Here is a 17514-nt window from a genome sequence, read left to right as displayed (position 1 = left end):
AATGATCTTTAGGTTCAAACATCTAGCTCGAAAAAAGCTAAAGGCTTAAATTAATACTGGCACCAAACTCACCAAAGCTCAATTAAGTTTGCCATTGTTTAAGTCTGTGACTCGAGGGCAGTGTAGGTCCCTCGATATGACAGTAGCATGACAAATCCGCGTCCGACTACGACAATTTTCTTACTTGTTCAATTTGTAATCTAGCGTTTGGGGAATTAGGCTCTAACGGGTGAGAGAGCGATTCAAATATTGCCAGTATTGGTATAACATACGCGCCCTTTGTTAAAGTCCGCCCAGAAATGAGAATTTAAGATGCCGTTCGCCTTAGGTCAACGTTGGATAAGTGATACCGAGTCAGAGCTTGGTTTAGGAACTGTGGTTCAAGTAGAAGGCCGAATGGTCACTGTGTTATTCCCGGCCACGGGTGAGAATCGCATGTTCTCCCGAGCAGAAGCCCCTCTGACACGCGTCATCTATAATCCCGGCGATACGGCTGAAAGCCACGAGGGCTGGAGCTTAACCATTGAAGAACTTACCGAAAAAGACGGCTTAGTGATTTACCACGGTATTCATAGCGAAACGGGCGAACAAGTCACCCTGCGTGAAACCCTGTTAAATCACAATATTCGCTTTAACAAACCCCAAGACCGTTTGTTTGCTGGCCAAATTGACCGTCTGGATCGTTTTGGCGTGCGTTATCAGTGCCAAATGTTACGCCATAAACTGGCAACCTCTGATTTGCTCGGTCTGCAAGGTCCACGAGTTGGCCTGATCCCACATCAAATGTGGATTGCCCATGAAGTTGGTCGCCGTTATGCGCCGCGGGTATTGCTCGCCGACGAAGTGGGTTTAGGCAAAACCATTGAAGCAGGCCTGATTATTCATCAACAACTGTTGACTGGTCGCGCCGAGCGAGTACTCGTTATCGTCCCTGATACTCTGCGTCACCAGTGGTTAGTCGAAATGCTACGCCGTTTTAACCTGCGTTTTTCAGTGTTTGATGAAGACCGCTGCGTTGAAGCCTACGCCGACCATGACAACCCTTTCTATACAGAACAATTAGTGATTTGCTCACTCGAATTACTGCGTAAAAAGAAACGCCTCGATCAAGCCCTAGATGCCGATTGGGATCTGTTAGTCGTCGATGAGGCGCATCATTTAGAATGGACCGAAGAAGCACCAAGCCGTGCCTACCAAGTGGTTGAAGCTTTAAGTGAAGTCGTGCCAGGCGTATTGCTATTAACTGCAACGCCAGATCAACTCGGCCACGAAAGCCACTTTGCTCGTTTGCGTCTGCTCGATCCGGATCGTTTCTACGATTACGATGCTTTCCTCGCCGAAGAAGACAGCTATAAAGATGTCGCCATTGCCGCAGAAGCCCTCGCGGACAACACAAAATTACCCGATACCGCGATTAATAGCCTTACCGAATTACTCAGCGAAAAAGACATAGCGCCTAGCATTCGCTTAATCCAAGCCGACGGCATAGATAGCGAACTACAACAGGCTGCCCGCAGCGAATTACTGCAAGAACTGCTCGACCGTCACGGCACGGGTCGCGTGCTCTACCGTAACAGCCGCGCCTCGGTAAAAGGCTTTCCAAAGCGCTTTTTTAATCCGCATCCTCAAACCATGCCAGAGCAATACCTCACCGCTGCGCGTGTGAGTAGTATGATGGGCGGGCATAAAACCTTAGAGGCCAAAGCGGCGCAAGCCTTAAGCCCTGAAAAACTGTATCAAGAATTTGAAGATAACAGCGCCAGTTGGTGGAAATTCGATCCACGCGTGGATTGGTTGATCGCGTTTTTAAAATCCCACCGCAGTAAGAAAGTGCTTATCATCGCCAGCCAAGCGGAAACCGCACTCAGCCTTGAAGAAGCCCTGCGCACCCGAGAAGGTATTCAAGCAACCGTATTCCACGAAGGCATGTCGATTATCGAACGCGATAAAGCGGGCGCTTACTTTGCCCAAGAGGAAGGTGGCGCACAGGCGCTGATCTGTTCTGAAATTGGCTCAGAAGGTCGTAATTTCCAGTTTGCCAGCCACTTAGTGCTGTTCGATTTACCACTCAACCCTGACTTGCTAGAACAACGTATCGGGCGTTTAGATCGTATCGGTCAAAAAAATGATATCCAAATCCACCTGCCATACCTTGAAGATACGGCACAAGAACGCCTAATGCAGTGGTACCACCAAGGGCTCAATGCCTTTGAACTCACTTGCCCAAGCGGCCATGTGCTTTACGCTGAATTTGCTGAAGATTTGCTCAATGTACTTGTGGGTGATGACGCGGATGAACTCACGAATCTGCTCAACCATACTCAGACACGCTATAAAGAACTCAAGCACGCGATGGAACAGGGCCGCGATAAGCTGCTGGAAATTAACTCCCACGGCGGCGATAGGGCAAAGGCCATTGTTGAGCGCCTCGCCCAAAACGATGAGAATACCCAACTCATTGGCTCAGTGATCCGTCTATGGGACATTATCGGTGTAGATCAAGAGGATAAAGGTGAGAATTCCATTATCCTGCGCCCGAGTGAACATATGATGTTTCCGACCTATCCAGGTCTGCCAGAAGATGGCGTAACAGTCACCTTTGACCGTAATACTGCGCTATCCCGCGATGATATTGCGCTGATCACCCAAGAGCACCCATTAGTGCAAACGGGCTTAGATTTGATCACAGGCTCAGAAACGGGCACCACCAGTGTCGCAGTATTAAAGAATAAAGCCCTGCCTGCTGGCACTTTATTCTTAGAACTCATCTACATGGCCGATGCTTCTGCGCCTAAGTCGAGCCAGTTATACCGTTACTTACCACCCACACCTATCCGCATCTTGCTGGATAAAAATGGGAATGATCTGTCGGCTAAAGTGGATTACACCAGCTTTGATAAACAACTGAGCGCGGTAAATCGGCATATCGGCGGCAAGTTAGTGTCAGCCTCACAACCAATCTTGCATCCACTGTTTGCCAAAGGTGAAGAATACGCACAGGCTGCCGTAGATGAGTTAGTTATACAAGCGCGTGAGAAGATGACAACACAGTTAACTGGCGAGTTAGACCGTTTAGAGTCCCTCAAGGCCGTCAATCCCAACATCCGTGAGGAAGAGTTAGAATACCTGCGTAACCAAATGCAAGAGCTAAACACTTACCTCGATGCCAGTCAGCTACAGCTAGATGCTATTCGTATGGTATTGGTCAGCCACGTATAACCACACTGTCATATAGACTAAACTCTTAAACCGACGCCTAGAGCAATCATGCTCTGGGCGTTTTTTATTAAAGGATGACTATCATCTAAAACGTCGCCCAGAGATAAGTGTTCAGGTTATACTCAGGCTAAGTGAATTTATAAGACTACACAGGTGGTTATCCATTCTATGGCACACATCTTTTTAGCTTTTTTGGGTTTTGTCCTAAGCCTGATGACTTTACCTTGCCTAAGCGCAGAGCCTAATACGCCAGCTGAAACTCCCGTAGTTAAACCCACTAAAAGCTATCTGCCCGCTAAAGAAGTGAAACACATCACCATAGATGATAAGCCCTATGAGTTATTAGTTCGCCCATGGGAAGGGAAAAAGAAACTCGGCGCAACCATTATTTTACCCGCCACCAATGGCACGGCTGACTCCCCCGGCCTGATGGCATTTGTCCGCCGTAATATCAATCCAGCAGGTTGGGCAAGCCTAAGTTTAACGCCCCCAAAAGAATTGCCAGCGCCCAATTTTGCCACCGCGGCAGAAGAAGTCACAACAGCAGGGGCAGCGCAATTAAATACACCGTCCAATAAACCCAGCCAGAAAATTAAACCTGAAGACAGCAATAAACACCTGCAAGAGCAGGAAGACTTTTTAATTAAAAGCATGTCACAGCTCGATAATGTGGGGACAGATTATCCAGGCAAGCGAGTGTTAATCACCGCCGACCAAAGTGCGGGAATATTGATTAGTCTGCTAAGCCAAAAGAAGATTGCCGATCCAGATGTATTGATCGTAATCAATCCCTACAGCGAGGATGAAACACATAATCAAGCAATAGCTGAAAAACTGGCTAAACTCACGATGCCAATCTTAGATATTCAATCACCGGATGGTCATCCAGCCTCACTAGAGACCGCCGAACAACGCAAAATATTGGCCGTGAGCTTAGGCACACCAAACTATCGGCAAACTACGCTGGCGCTCAACTTAGATAATGAAAGCGCTTGGCAAAATTGTTTAAATGCCATTAAGGGATTCGCCGCCAGAATGAGCGGCGCATATTGAGGTGCAGGTTTAAAGCAAATTATAAACACTACGCATTCAATCCTCCCCACGAGTGCACTCAACATCAGCCAGCATTACCAACCCGATTGTCTATCACGATAAGGTTTTTCAGGATCTTTAAGCTGCCGTACCGCTGCAATAGTACGATTTTTGCCTAACAAGAGCCGAATTTGGCTCAATGACTCACGGCTTAATAGGTTTCGTACTGAGGCAGTCCAACTCGCGTTGATACTGAGCTTAATCGCCGCAGTCGCATCGGGTGATGTTTTCATTAACTCCCTCGCTAATTGTTCGGCCGTAACCATTGGCTGCTCGGTTAACTGAGTGACTAATCCAAGAGCAAGTGCCTCTTCTCCCGAAAGAACTTTAGCCGTCAAACTCAATAGCATGGCTTGATCTTTAGGCATAATTTGCCTAAGTGAGACTAATCCCGCCATATCGGGTACTAGCCCCCACTTAGCTTCCATAACCGATAACTGGCTGTCATGGCTAGCGATGCGGAAATCTGCGCCGAGCGCAATCTGCATACCGCCACCAAAGCAACATCCATCAAGCACGGCAATAACAGGGACAGGTAATCGCTGCCAGCCAAGGGAAACGCGTTGGGCGAGATTGGCATTTCCGGGTAACCATTTAAAGAGCAATTTCACCGCTTGCATAGGTGCGGACATAACACTTTTAACATCGAGCCCAGAACTAAAATGTCCCCCCGCCCCCGAAAGAATAACCACTCGAACGGCTCGATTTTTCTGAATTTTTTTAATTGTTCTATCTAATTCGCTAAACATTAAATAGTTAATCGCATTCATTTTTTCAGGACGATTAAGCTGCACATAAGCGATACCATCGTCGATAGTGACTTTCACACACTGGGTACTCATGAAATATTCCGTTACTGGTCAGTCCAGAATAAATGTTAACACATTTGGTTTAATCCGCTAAAAGATATAACATAAGCCTTGATTTTGACCTTAGTCAAAATATTGTCAGGCTTATTAAGTTTTGGTGGAAGTTTATGTTAGGCTGTGGCGATTAAACTCAATGGCAACCTACTATATCTTTCAGCAACCTATGCTATTTGCACTAAAAATCAGTGCCTAGGGTGGACTGTACTGACACTCAGCAAGAGTAGGGTAAGGAATCCCTGCATACAAGGTATCAGCGGTCCAAATGATATGAATGCTGCCCACTGTTATAAAACGCTAATAGGGCAACAATCCAACACCTTATAGCCAATAAATACACTAGTATCGACAGTGTGAACTAAAGGTTTTGCCGCTGATAAACAAGATTTTATTCAGTAATACATAAAATTTTAGTCAAGGGTTCCACAACTGGCTATCAATGATATTAATCAATGAAATCTGTAGGTTACAAATAAAAAATATAAATCAGATTTGCCCGAAGATCGCAATTCATAAGTCGAACCTGAAAAATAAGTGTTATCTTCAATAAATGGGCAAATAAGGATCACCAGTCAGCATGACAATATCTGTACTCATCTGTGACGACTCCGCTATGGCGCGCAAACAAATGGCTCGCACCCTACCAAAAGAGTGGGATGTGGAGATTACTTACGCCACCAACGGGGCCGAAGGATTAGACGCCATTCGCGCTGGTAAAGGGGAAGTGGTATTTCTCGACCTCAATATGCCCGTCATGGATGGCTATGAAGTACTGCAAACGGTGCAACAAAACGATCTACCAGCGCTCATTATTGTGGTTTCTGGCGATATTCAAATCAAAGCGCATGAACGCGTAAAAGCTTTAGGTGCATTAGATTTTATCCAAAAACCAGTTAGCGCCGATGCTATTAGCAATATCTTGCAGGAATACGGCATTCTTACACTGACACAGAAAGATCTCGCCGATGAGACCCCCATGATCAAGGTGGATATGCGCGACGCTTGCCAAGAAATAGCCAACGTTGCCATGGGTCGTGCGGCCGATCTACTTGCCCAGTTACTCGATGTATTTGTGTTACTGCCAATCCCAAATGTGAACGTGCTTGAGGTGAGTGAACTCACTATGGCACTCAAAGCGACAGAGGAAAGTTCAACGGTTTCGGCTCTCTGCCAAGGATTTATCGGTGCGGGCATTGCCGGTGAAGCCCTACTGCTATTCCATGACTCCAGTTTCCACGACATGGCAAAACTGATGGGATTAGCGGATCCTGAAGATAAAAACACAGAAATTGAGGTACTTATCGATACGGGTAACGTCTTGATTGGTGCCTTTCTTAATGGGATTTCTGAACAACTTGATATGAAATTCAGCCAAGCGCATCCAGTTGTGCTTGGACGCCACTGCACAGTCAATGATCTTATCCATGATAACTCGGAAAAATGGCACCGAACTTTAGCGATGGAAATAAACTATCGTATTGAAAATCATGATATTCAATGCGATTTGCTATTGCTATTCACTGAAGACTCGATCCCCACACTCAGCTATAAACTTGGCTATTTACTCGATTAACCAGTTGGATTTAACCTTATGTCAAACGACCAAAGTGAAATGAACGAACTACACTGGCTCATTGATATGGTGCAGACCATTGAGGTGGGCTTGGTGGTGTTAGATCGCGATTACAATATCCAACTTTGGAATGGTTTTATGGAGAATCACAGTGGTGTTTCCCCAAATTCGATCAAAGGCCAAAACTTATTTACCCGTTTCCCTGATCTGCCCGCGACTTGGTTAAAGCAAAAAATGGAATCGGTTTTTATGCTCAAAAACCGAGCATTTATCAGTTGGGAACAGCGCCCCTACGTGTTCCAATTTAAAAACTATCGCCCAATCACTGGCCGTGCTGACTTTATGTTCCAAAACGTGACACTGCTACCTCTGTCCTCCTTAACAGGCAAAATCACCCATATCAGCGTGATTGTGTATGATGTCACTGATATTGCCGTCAACAAGCTACAGCTCAAGGCCGCTAACGAACAACTCGAACGCCTAAGCCAAACCGATGGCCTAACCCAGCTACACAATCGCCGTCATTGGCAACAATGCCTAGAGCATGAATTCGACTTATATGCCCGCTATGCAGATATCGCCAGCCTAGTGATGATAGATATTGATAACTTTAAAAAAATTAACGATAACTATGGCCATGTCGCTGGGGATAAAGTGATCCAGCATATAGCCCACATTCTCAGCCAATCTTTGCGGGAAACGGATTGTGCAGGGCGTTATGGGGGGGAAGAGTTTGCTGTCGTCATGCCCAAAACGAGCGGTGTAGATGCCATACATTTTACGGAACGTCTACGGGAAAAAATCGCTGAGTCGACCATAGTGTATGAAAGCCTGAAAATCAAAGTAACAGTGAGTTTAGGTGTGTGCGAAATAGGTAGGCATATCAGTAGTAGCTCAGGTTGGATTTCCTGTTCCGACAAGGCCTTATACGAAGCAAAGCAAAAAGGTCGCAACTGTAGTGTGCTTCACAAGCCTCAAAATGACTAGAGCGTGTTGACTTTCAGGGTTATTTTTGCAGCGATTTGGCTGGCTTTTATGCAAGGCAAAGTCCGTGCCGTGTAGTTATTCTACATAAATGGACGCTAACGCAGCAGAAACGCCAGCCAAACGCTGCCCAAAGGGTTCGTCTGGCAAGCTCTTGCTCTTACTTTCTTTCATACGAGCCGCTCGTCATTTGAATTGAATAACACCACTTCACTCCTCGTTTCGCGATCACGAGCTTGCCAGAGCGAACAAAATTTAATCTCGAAACGTCAACGCGCCCTAAATAACGATTCCTAATTGTGCCCCACTCTCCTCAATCCATGGCCATCTGCAAATGGTGAGGCGTTGTTCATGAAATACTTCACCCACTGCAACAGTTTACACACCAGCTTAGGCATTGATGATCACGGATCATCGCTTAATGTAAGACATGCCAAGGCTTCTCAATCTTGTTCACCTATCCGCAGTAATCACCCGTTAACTTCCTGAACACCGCAATAAATTCTCAATATTACAAATGGTTAGCAATTTCTCATAACGCAGAATATATGTGTGTTTCATCGCTCTCTAGAAAAATCATCCGGATCATAACCACTGAATTAATAATCTAGGGTTCGATAACGTACAGAGTTGATCTGCAGTTCTCTCTATTGTGACTCTTGTCATCGGAATTTATTAAAGCGTTCGGAATTCATGACAGGCGCGACCACAGCATCAATTCAGGAACGATGCAAAGTCTCAGAGTGAACTAAAGAGGGATTTTTTATGAGCAGGACGCCAACACAGATACTGATGTTCTCTGGCAATAAAACTATCCTGTCAGCCCTGGTTCGATGAACAACTCTCCCGATGAACCATTCGCCACATTTTGGCAGGCAGGATATGAAGGGGCTGACCACATAAATCGTGCGCAAAAACCGTTATCCATGAATCAGTCTACAGGGCATTTAACTCAAGTCTTTGACGATTATTTGCTGTTACAACAGTTCGGTATCCGCACAGTCAGAGAATCTATTGGCTGGCGCCTCACCGAAATAAACAATGAATTCGACTTCTCTTCAATTGAACCGCGGGCGCGTGCAGCTCAGCAGCTGGGAATACAAATTTGTTGGACTTTTTGTCATTACGGCTGGCCAGAAGATATCGATATTTATTCAGCCGAATTCATTACACGTTTCGCACGTTTTTGCAGAGCAGCAGCCGAATTTTTAGCGCCTTTTTCAGATACTGCGCCCATTTATTCTCCGCTTAATGAAATTTCGTTTACCAGTTGGGGGCTATCGGTTCACTTGTTCCACTGCAAAAACATGTTTGATGAGCGCGCACATACCGAAGCAAAACGCCAGTTGGTGCGAGCCACCATCGCGGGGTGTAATGCAATTTTGGAAGTCAGTCCGAATGCGCGCTTTATGCACTGTGATCCAATCATTCATGTCGTGCCACAGCAGGACCGCCCTGAGTGGGGGCAATTGGCAACCGATTGGAACTCAGCTCAATACGATTCCTGGGACATGTTATGCGGACGACGTGAGCCGGAGTTAGGTGGGCATCCACGTTATCTCGATATCATCGGCGCCAATTATTATCACGATAATCAATGGGAATGCGGTACCTATAACCCATTGTCGTGGCATTTAGGAAATCCACGCCGCCGGCCACTTCACGAAATGTTAGCGGAATTACACCTTCGCTATCAACGCCCCATATTGCTGGCAGAAACCAGCCATGTCGGCAGTGGTCGCGGGATCTGGATCAAACAAGTCGCGACAGAAATACTACTTGCATTAGAACAAGGCGTGAAATGTGTCGGGGTTTGTCTATACCCGGTCATTACCAGACACGATTGGGAGAACGAGAACCATTGGCACCAGAGCGGGCTATGGGATATCGAAGATGCCTCACAAAACATGCAGCGAATTTTGCCAGCCTCATATGCCGAAGGCCTTAGGCAAGCACAACGATCCATTGAAAACTTTCAAATAAATACCTCAGCCCAAATCGCATCAGGAGTCTATATGCCAACCATTATTGTATTTTGTCATCTGCGCTGGGATTTCGTCTATCAAAGACCCCAGCAGCTATTGTGTCAACTGGCACAACATTTTGAAATTATTGTGGTGGAAGAACCCTTTTATCACGAAGGAAAAAGTTTCCTTAAAACCTATACACCAGCGCCTAATATCACAGTGTACCAACCCCATACGCCTATTCATGCGACGGGGTTCCACGATGACCAGTTGGCTGAACTTGAACCATTGATAGCAGCATTGGTCCGCGACGGTGACAATCCTATCGTCTGGTTTTACACGCCTATGGCATTGCCTTTGCTGAAGCAGTTACATGCACAGATGATTGTTTATGATTGCATGGACGAATTGTCGGCATTTCAAAATGCACCAAAACAACTGTTACAACGTGAGAAAGCCTTGTTGAATATTGCAGATATTGTATTTACCGGCGGCCCCAGTTTGTATCAGGCAAAACGCAATTTACATCCAAATGTACATTGCTTCCCAAGCAGCGTAGATGCAGTTCATTTTGAGCAGGCTCTGGATCGCAATAACAACCACCCACTGCAGGCGACTATAAATGGTCCACGGCTGGGATTTTATGGTGTGATCGATGAGCGCCTAGACCTGAATTTACTTGCAGCACTCGCAGACACACACTCGGAGTGGCAAATTATAGTGGTAGGCCCTGTGGTTAAAATTAATCCGGATACCTTGCCAAGACGTTCGAATATCCACTATTTGGGGCAACAACCTTATCAGGCATTACCCCAGTTTCTTGCACAATGGGATGTATGCTTACTTCCATTCGCGCTCAACGAATCAACGCGCTTTATTAGCCCAACAAAAGTCTTGGAATACATGGCTGCCCAATTGCCTATTGTCAGTACCGCCATCAACGATGTGGTCACGCCCTATGGTGAAATTGTTGCGATAGGCTATGACATTCCACAGTTTATCGCCGCATGTGAAGCCGCATTATCCGCATCTGAATCACAGAAAAAATTAATGGCAGAGAAAATGCGCGCCATAGTCGCAACCACCTCGTGGGAACATACGGCCGATGCTATGTTTCAATTAATTGATTCATTAGCAAAGACGGACAAAACAAGCCGCTCACCATCACCAGAGCCGATACACGAAAACGACTTTGCCCGCACCCAGATACCTCTGAATATCAACCCACTTCGTCCTCAAGTCGCCATGCAGTCGGTGAGCTGTGCCATTCTTGGTGCAGGGCCGACAGGCTTAAGTGCGGCCTACCATTTAGGTGCAGATACTCTGCTACTGGAACGCAATTCGACAGTGGGTGGATGGTGCAGATCAATCAAAGACCATGGGTTCACCTTTGATTATGCTGGCCATATTATGTTTTCGAATGACCCCTATGTATTAAAACTTTACGATATTTTATTAGGCGATAACCAACACTGGCAAAATCGGGAAGCCTGGGTTTTCAGCAAAAATATTCATACGCGCTATCCGTTTCAGGGCGCGTTATTTGGTTTACCACCAGAGATAATTAAGGAATGTATTGTTGGCGCCGTTGATGCGCGCTACAAGCCTGCACCCCGCAACGAGTCTGCTGCTAGCCAAGATATCATCTCAGCTTCAGCAACAACCTCCAAGGTGGAAGATTGTTGTGCGGATGGCACTAGCGTCAGTGCAAATGCCAGCACCATATCGACTAAATGCGCCGAACCAAATTTTGAAGAGTTTATTTACGGAGTCTGGGGCGCAGGGATCGCCAAACATTTTGCGATACCCTACAACAAGAAATTATGGACCATTCCTTTAACTGAGATGGAAACCTCTTGGCTGGGTGGCCGTGTACCTTTACCTGATCTGGGAGAGATCATCGATGGTGCTCTGCAACCTGTGGCTAAATCAATGGGCCCTAATGCACGCTTTGGCTATCCGATCAACGGCGGATTTCAGGCGCTGGTTTCTGGCTTCCTTCCGCACATCAAAGGTAAAATCGAACTCAATGCTGACGTTATTCAGTTATTGCCAAGTAAACACCTAGCAGTGCTTGCTGACGGTCGTCGATTCCACTATGACAATTTAATCAGCACCATGCCACTGCCTGAATTAGTTCGCCTGATGGGCCGTGAAGCTCCAAAGGAAATTCAGGATGCCGCACATGGATTACGTCATATTTCTGTCCGCTGCGTCAACATAGGTATTAATCGTGAAAAGGTGACGGATAAACACTGGATCTATTACCCGGAAGACACTATTTTCCATCGCATCTTCTTGCAGGGAAATGCCAGTCCTGAATGTAATGCTCCCGGTGGTTTTGGCTTTACCTGTGAAATATCTTACTCGCCGTGGAAACCATTACCCGTAGATGGTGACGAACTCATAGCTCGCTGTATCGAAGACTGCATCAAAGTGGGACTGATGACTGCTGAAGATAAAGTGATTACCGCGAATCTGGTGGATATGCCTTACGCCTATGTGATTTATGACCACTCACGCGCTAAAAATATCGCTGTGATTAAAGCATGGATGGAACAGCAAGATATCACTCTGGCGGGTCGTTACAGCGAGTGGGAATACTACAATTCTGACCATGCCTTTCTTGCCGGCAAAAAAGCCGCCGAAAAAGTTGTCAGTCAGATAGATATCCTCGCTGCTGCAGAGAAAGGCTCTTAAAAATTGTTCAGTACCAGCAACCGTAGGCACTCTGCTGGTACTGATCATGATCTATTCTATATTGAGGTACTTGATCAACAACTGATAGGCTGGTTGTAGCTGTCATTAATTACATAAACACTCAGAGATGACATGACGTAACAGTATGGGTTACAACCCACGATTAAGGCCGCAAACCATTCACACTCACCAATAAAATATTAAACCCTGCGTTTATCATTAGCTTCAGCCAACAATATCTTAGCGCGACGCTTAATCCCTAATATTGAGAGTCCAAAAAAGACTGCAAATAGGCCCCATAGTTGTAGCCATTTAGGCATCACACTCGCCCAGCTTGCGCCCATTTGATTGAGTTCTAGCATACCCATAATCGCGGGCACGGCGGGGATAAACTGCGAACCTAACACTAAAGGCGCGGGAATGAGGGCAATCGGCCAGACAAAGCCGGAAACGAATAGGATAGGCATTGAGATCAGTAGCAACACTTGCGTCGGTAAATCGCGGCGGGTAAACAAGGTGCTCATAGCGACACCTGCGGCGGCGGTGGCAAGTAAAAACGGCAATAACCACAGCGCAACTAAGCCAAGGCTCGCTTGAATACTCACGTTATACCAGTGATAACAATAACCGACATAAAAGCTGGTAAAGAAGATATAAATCAACATGAAGGCAAGAGTACGACCGCAGACTAATTGCACTGGCGATACCTGCTGCCAATAGCCTTTATGGCGCCATTGCCCTGCCCCTAAAATACCCGTACCAATTAGCAACGTTTGATGCAGGATCAGCAAAAACAATCCGGGCACTACATAGGGTGTATAACCTAAGCTTGGGTTAAAAGCGGGGACACTATTAAGGTGGAGCGAGTTTAAACTTTCTTGGGCCTGCTTAGGATTTTCCCCTTGGGCGAGCATGCCAATCAATTGCACTTGTTTACCCGCATCCATTCCGGCGCTCACTAAGCCTTCGGCGATAGCGGAATAAATCAAAAAGTAACTGGCATCGCCGCCATAACTTAGGGTCACCCCTTTACCGAGCAACAAGTCGCGGCGGAATCCTTCGGGGATCACGAGTAAACCATGGGCTTTACCTATCTCGATAAAACGCTTTGCCTCGGTTATCGAGCCGACTTGGCCTATCACTTGGATTTTCGCGCTAGCATCGGCATTACGGATCAACTGACGACTTAGGGAAGAATGATCTAAATCCACCACGATCAGTTGTTGTTCAGTCGGCACTTGGTTCAAATAAGGCAAAGGATACAAAACCGAATAAAACAGCACACCGCCGAACAAGGTCACTGCGATCGCTTTATCGCTAATAATGGCCTTAAGCTCAGTGATAATCAGGCGCCATAAACTGATCTGAAGTTGCATATTTGAGTGTTCGCCATTGGACAAATTCATCCTATTGCCCCTTCGCAGGCATAGCAGCATCAATACTCACAGCATTCAAATTAACAGTCATAGGGAGTAATTTACGCGCCAATAAATAAATCACAGGAAACAGGCAGATAAACCCCCAATAACTGCTCATCTGGCTGGCGACATAAGGCCAACTGGCGCCGTAACTCACCACGCTGACATGGGACTCAATATAATGGCTCGACGGCATAATAAGCCGCCACCACTGGGCTAGCTGCGGCATTTCATGGGTCGGGAAGGTAATGCCCATAAAAGCAAAGGCGGGAGCAAACAGCGCGGTGCAAAAACTGATCACCCGCGCACTGTCACGCATCAGCACAAATATTAATAATACTAAGATCCATATTGCCAACAACATTGCCAATTGTGCAAAGAGTAACACCACTAAACTGCCCGCCATCGGCAGTGCAAGATACAAATACAAGCCTGCAATAATAAAACCGCCCTGCAGTAATAATATCGGTGTAAACAGTGTCATTTTCGCCAATACCTTAGGCCAGAAATGCGTGGTTAATCGATCCGATATTCCATCGGCTTGCATAACAGGCGCTAAATGCAACTCACGATTTAGGCTATTTGCCATAGCCAACATAGATAATAACTGCCATAGGGCAACCAGCACTGGCGGCACTAAGAAGCCTATATAATTGTTATTACGGTTAAACAGCGCCGTGGTTTGGCTTTTAACTGGGTTTAAATCTACCGCTACCTGAGACTTAGGTGTCCCCGTTGCCAGTTGCTTTAAACTCGCAACTTGCTGTAATCCCTCACCTAAACTCAACTGAATTTGGCTTGAGAGTAACTTACCCACCAACAAAAACTGGCTGTTGTAGCGCACATCAATAGTAGGCTTATGGCCTGTGAGTAAATCCTTTTTCATATCATAGGGAAAAACTACAATGGCATAGACTTTCGCCTGCTGCATCGCGCTAACAGCCGAGGATAAGTCGGTAAAACTTTGGGGAGCTGTGACAGAATTGGCCTTAAGCTGACGGGTCAGCATACGGCTCAATTGGCTATGATCTTGATCGACAATGGCCACAGGCAGTTGCCTTGGTAAACCTGCACTGAACAGCCACCAAAGGCATAACATTCCCAGCAGCGGAATATAGCTTATCAGCGCCAACTGCCAAGGGTCATGCCATAGGGCGCGCAGCTCACGGCGAACTAACGCTACGATCAACGCCATAAAGCTCACGTCTATTGCACGTGGCTCGCTGAGCGTGTCTACCGTTTGGGCGTCAGTCGTGTGCTCAGTCACGGCCTTTACTCTCCGCGTAACAGCACTGACATGCCAACACGCAGGTTAGCAATCGGCTCACTGGGGCGCAATTCCACCTCGAAGGTACGCATATCAAAATCATGGCCACTTTCGGTCGAACGCCAAGTCGCAAAGTCACCCATCACACTGATATGGGACACAGTGAACACCACATCCTGATCGAGCGCCGGAATATTCAGTTGAATTTTATCGCCTTTTTTGAAGCGTTTAAGCTGATCTTCACGTACTTGGAACACTGCCCAAGCATCCTGCATATCGATAAGGCTGACTATCGGAAAACCCCTCGGCGCCAGTTCACCCGCCTGTAATAACACGTCGCTGATCTCACCCGACTTAGGCGCACGCATTTGGCTATCTTCCATCACTGCGCTAACTTCTTTTACCGCACCTTCGGCCATGCGAGCATTGCCTGCCGCCGCCGCTTTGGTCTCAACTCGCGCGCCTTCCTCGGCCATTTGATACATGGCTAAGGCCGCTTGCTCTGTGTATTTTGCCGCTTGCCATTGGGTAAAGGCTTCATCGCGTTTTTGTCTTGCTGCCACACCTTCATTAAACAGGTTTTCGACGCGGATATAAGTGGTTTTAGCGAGTGTTGCCGCCGCCTGTGCCTTGAGCCATTGCTCCCTAGCCGCCATCACTTCTTGGCTACGAGCACCATTATTAGCTTCTAACTGCTTAGCCTTAGCGGCATCACGGCCACCTTCGGCCTGCATCAACTTTGCATCCAGCTCAGGGCTGTGGATCGCAAATAACAAATCCCCTTGCGCCACGCTATCGCCACGGCGCACTAACACTTGCTCGACACGGCCGGGCACCTTAGATGACACATTGTATTCTCGGGCTTCAATCTGCCCCTGCAATAGGCTCGGCTGCGGGCTATAAGCCAGCTTAAGACCATAGGCTAAGATGAGGCCTAATGCGACCAACGCCACAAGGGCCAGCATTCGATTAGCGCGCATTATTTGTCTCCTGCACTGGGTTACGATCGACGGTGCGACCAATAAATTCATCTAATTGACCACTGATTGCCATCAATCTGGCATAGGCTTGCACATAACGATAACGAGCAGCCAATTGCTGGGTTTTCACTGCGCTCAGTTTTAGCTCGGCATCGACTCGGTCGATAGAAGTGGAAAGCCCTTGATTGAAGGCGATTTCCCTAAGGCGTAGGTTTTCGGCCGCCAATTCGAGTGAAGTGTCTAACGCCTTAACTTCCTCTTCGGCCTGTAATAACTGTCGATAGCTTTGATCCACCAGCAAGCTCAAGTCTTGTTTGGTTTGTGCCTTGGTGTAGCGGGCTTGCAACAGGGCACTTTTGGCCGCTTCGACTTTACCACTGCGGCCATCACGGCTGATCAACGGCACATTGACCCCAACACCTACCAGCCAGTCGGGTGTAATGCCCGACAAGAGTGTGTCTTCTTCATACAAGGTGTAGTTACCAAAGAGGTATACTGTCGGATGGTACTTGCCTTTTTCCAATGACACTAAGCCGTTCGCTTGAGCCTCTTTCGCTTCGAGCAGTTTAAGTGCTGGGTGTTGACTCAGGGTAATTTGGCTGAGTTGACCTAATGAGGGTGCCTGTGGCAGTACAAATAAGGGAGAATTTGTCGTCACCTGACTTTGATGTAGCATGCGCGACAGGGCGATAACCGCCATTTCGTGTTGACGACGAGCGCTCCCTAAATTGACTTTGGCATTGTCTAAGGCAACTTGGGCATTGAGGCGTTCAACCTTAGCAATTTGGCCTTCGCGCTCCAGTGCAAGCGCATGTTCAACATGTTCTGCTAAGGAGCTAACAAGGTCTGTTTGGGTATGCACTAATGCCAGAGTCACATCGACGGCGTAGTATCTATCCACCAGTTGAGTAAATAAATCGCGGGTTGCCAGTTGTAACTCTTGTTGCTTTTCAGCCACCATAGCGGCGTGTATACCTTGAGCTGCGGTGATCTGCCCACCCGTATAAATCGGCCACATAGCCTGTAAGCTGGCACTAAAAATATCTTGCTCGCTTAAGGGCAACGGAGGAATACCCGCAATGATGCTGCCAAGTGCTGGCGGGATAGATACGACTGAATTTAATTCTTTCAAATCAAACTCTATCGGTTTATCCAGATGAATATAGTTTCCGCGAATGTCTAAGGAGGGTAAATTTAAACTCTCCCCAGCATGCTGCTCACCTTTAGCACGGTTAACTTCCTGCGACTGAGCCTGTAACTTATCACTCACTTCCAGCACTTGTTGCCAAGCATCACTGAAGCTTGTCGGCTCTGCATGCAAAACCGATGGCAATAAAAAAGGCAGTGACAGTAAACACCGCCAAGCCGCTCGTGATAGTTTCATTAACACCTCTAGAGTAGTTACTCTAATTTCCTTTGCGAATGATAACATCCATAGCGGGCAGCGG

At 46.9% G+C, this 17514-nt stretch carries 10 protein-coding genes; 5 read left to right on the top strand and 5 right to left on the bottom strand.

What is annotated here, in order from left to right; all coding sequences use genetic code 11:
• Positions 1-312: 312 nt before the first annotated feature.
• Positions 313-3219 carry an RNA polymerase-associated protein RapA gene (rapA, locus tag L2744_RS05255; RefSeq protein WP_248990922.1) on the top strand — a complete coding sequence of 969 codons (2907 nt, stop codon included), beginning with the start codon at positions 313-315 and terminating at the stop codon, positions 3217-3219.
• Between the two features lie 213 nt (positions 3220-3432).
• The gene (locus tag L2744_RS05250; protein ID WP_376711934.1) at positions 3433-4272 is read left to right on the top strand and encodes a DUF3530 family protein; all 840 of its coding nucleotides are present in this window, start codon (positions 3433-3435) and stop codon (positions 4270-4272) included.
• A 74-nt stretch (positions 4273-4346) separates the two neighbouring features.
• Here L2744_RS05250 and L2744_RS05245 read toward each other — a convergent pair whose 3' ends face one another.
• Positions 4347-5153 carry a crotonase/enoyl-CoA hydratase family protein gene (locus L2744_RS05245; RefSeq protein WP_248990920.1) on the bottom strand — a complete coding sequence of 269 codons (807 nt, stop codon included), beginning with the start codon at positions 5151-5153 and terminating at the stop codon, positions 4347-4349.
• A gap of 601 nt (positions 5154-5754) precedes the next feature.
• Between L2744_RS05245 and L2744_RS05240 the strand changes: the two genes are divergently transcribed.
• From L2744_RS05240 to L2744_RS05230, 3 genes are all read left to right on the top strand, one after another.
• Positions 5755-6750 carry a response regulator gene (locus tag L2744_RS05240; RefSeq protein ID WP_248990919.1) on the top strand — a complete coding sequence of 332 codons (996 nt, stop codon included), beginning with the start codon at positions 5755-5757 and terminating at the stop codon, positions 6748-6750.
• An 18-nt stretch (positions 6751-6768) separates the two neighbouring features.
• Positions 6769-7737, top strand: coding sequence for a GGDEF domain-containing protein (locus L2744_RS05235; RefSeq protein WP_248990918.1), 969 nt, complete (start codon positions 6769-6771; stop codon positions 7735-7737).
• Between the two features lie 830 nt (positions 7738-8567).
• The gene (locus L2744_RS05230) at positions 8568-12401 is read left to right on the top strand and encodes an NAD(P)-binding protein (protein WP_248990917.1); all 3834 of its coding nucleotides are present in this window, start codon (positions 8568-8570) and stop codon (positions 12399-12401) included.
• 200 nt (positions 12402-12601) lie between these two features.
• Here the strand turns inward: L2744_RS05230 and L2744_RS05225 are convergent, their stop codons facing one another.
• From L2744_RS05225 to L2744_RS05210, 4 genes are all read right to left on the bottom strand, one after another.
• A complete protein-coding gene (locus L2744_RS05225; protein WP_248990954.1) occupies positions 12602-13765 on the bottom strand; it encodes an ABC transporter permease in 1164 nt (387 codons plus the stop codon).
• 43 nt (positions 13766-13808) lie between these two features.
• Positions 13809-15014 carry an ABC transporter permease gene (locus L2744_RS05220; protein ID WP_248990953.1) on the bottom strand — a complete coding sequence of 402 codons (1206 nt, stop codon included), beginning with the start codon at positions 15012-15014 and terminating at the stop codon, positions 13809-13811.
• A gap of 77 nt (positions 15015-15091) precedes the next feature.
• Complete coding sequence (locus L2744_RS05215) at positions 15092-16066, bottom strand: HlyD family secretion protein (protein ID WP_248990916.1); 975 nt, start codon at positions 16064-16066, stop codon at positions 15092-15094.
• Entirely contained in the window at positions 16056-17450 is a 1395-nt protein-coding gene (locus L2744_RS05210) for a TolC family protein (RefSeq protein WP_248990915.1), read from the bottom strand. Before L2744_RS05210 ends, L2744_RS05215 begins: the two co-directional genes overlap by 11 nt.
• Positions 17451-17514: the final 64 nt, after the last annotated feature.

Source organism: Shewanella profunda (assembly GCF_023283765.1).
Classification (GTDB): domain Bacteria; phylum Pseudomonadota; class Gammaproteobacteria; order Enterobacterales; family Shewanellaceae; genus Shewanella; species Shewanella profunda.
This window is presented reverse-complemented; position numbering and strand designations above follow the sequence as displayed.

Excerpts from the sequence above, each read along its gene's own strand:
- rapA (WP_248990922.1), top strand. The coding sequence starts at position 313 with ATGCCGTTCGCCTTAGGTCAACGTTGGATAAGTGATACCGAGTCAGAG.
- L2744_RS05250 (WP_376711934.1), top strand. The coding sequence starts at position 3,433 with ATGACTTTACCTTGCCTAAGCGCAGAGCCTAATACGCCAGCTGAAACT.
- L2744_RS05245 (WP_248990920.1), bottom strand. The coding sequence starts at position 5,153 with ATGAGTACCCAGTGTGTGAAAGTCACTATCGACGATGGTATCGCTTAT.
- L2744_RS05240 (WP_248990919.1), top strand. The coding sequence starts at position 5,755 with ATGACAATATCTGTACTCATCTGTGACGACTCCGCTATGGCGCGCAAA.
- L2744_RS05235 (WP_248990918.1), top strand. The coding sequence starts at position 6,769 with ATGTCAAACGACCAAAGTGAAATGAACGAACTACACTGGCTCATTGAT.
- L2744_RS05230 (WP_248990917.1), top strand. The coding sequence starts at position 8,568 with ATGAACAACTCTCCCGATGAACCATTCGCCACATTTTGGCAGGCAGGA.
- L2744_RS05220 (WP_248990953.1), bottom strand. The coding sequence starts at position 15,014 with ATGGCGTTGATCGTAGCGTTAGTTCGCCGTGAGCTGCGCGCCCTATGG.
- L2744_RS05215 (WP_248990916.1), bottom strand. The coding sequence starts at position 16,066 with ATGCGCGCTAATCGAATGCTGGCCCTTGTGGCGTTGGTCGCATTAGGC.
- L2744_RS05210 (WP_248990915.1), bottom strand. The coding sequence starts at position 17,450 with ATGAAACTATCACGAGCGGCTTGGCGGTGTTTACTGTCACTGCCTTTT.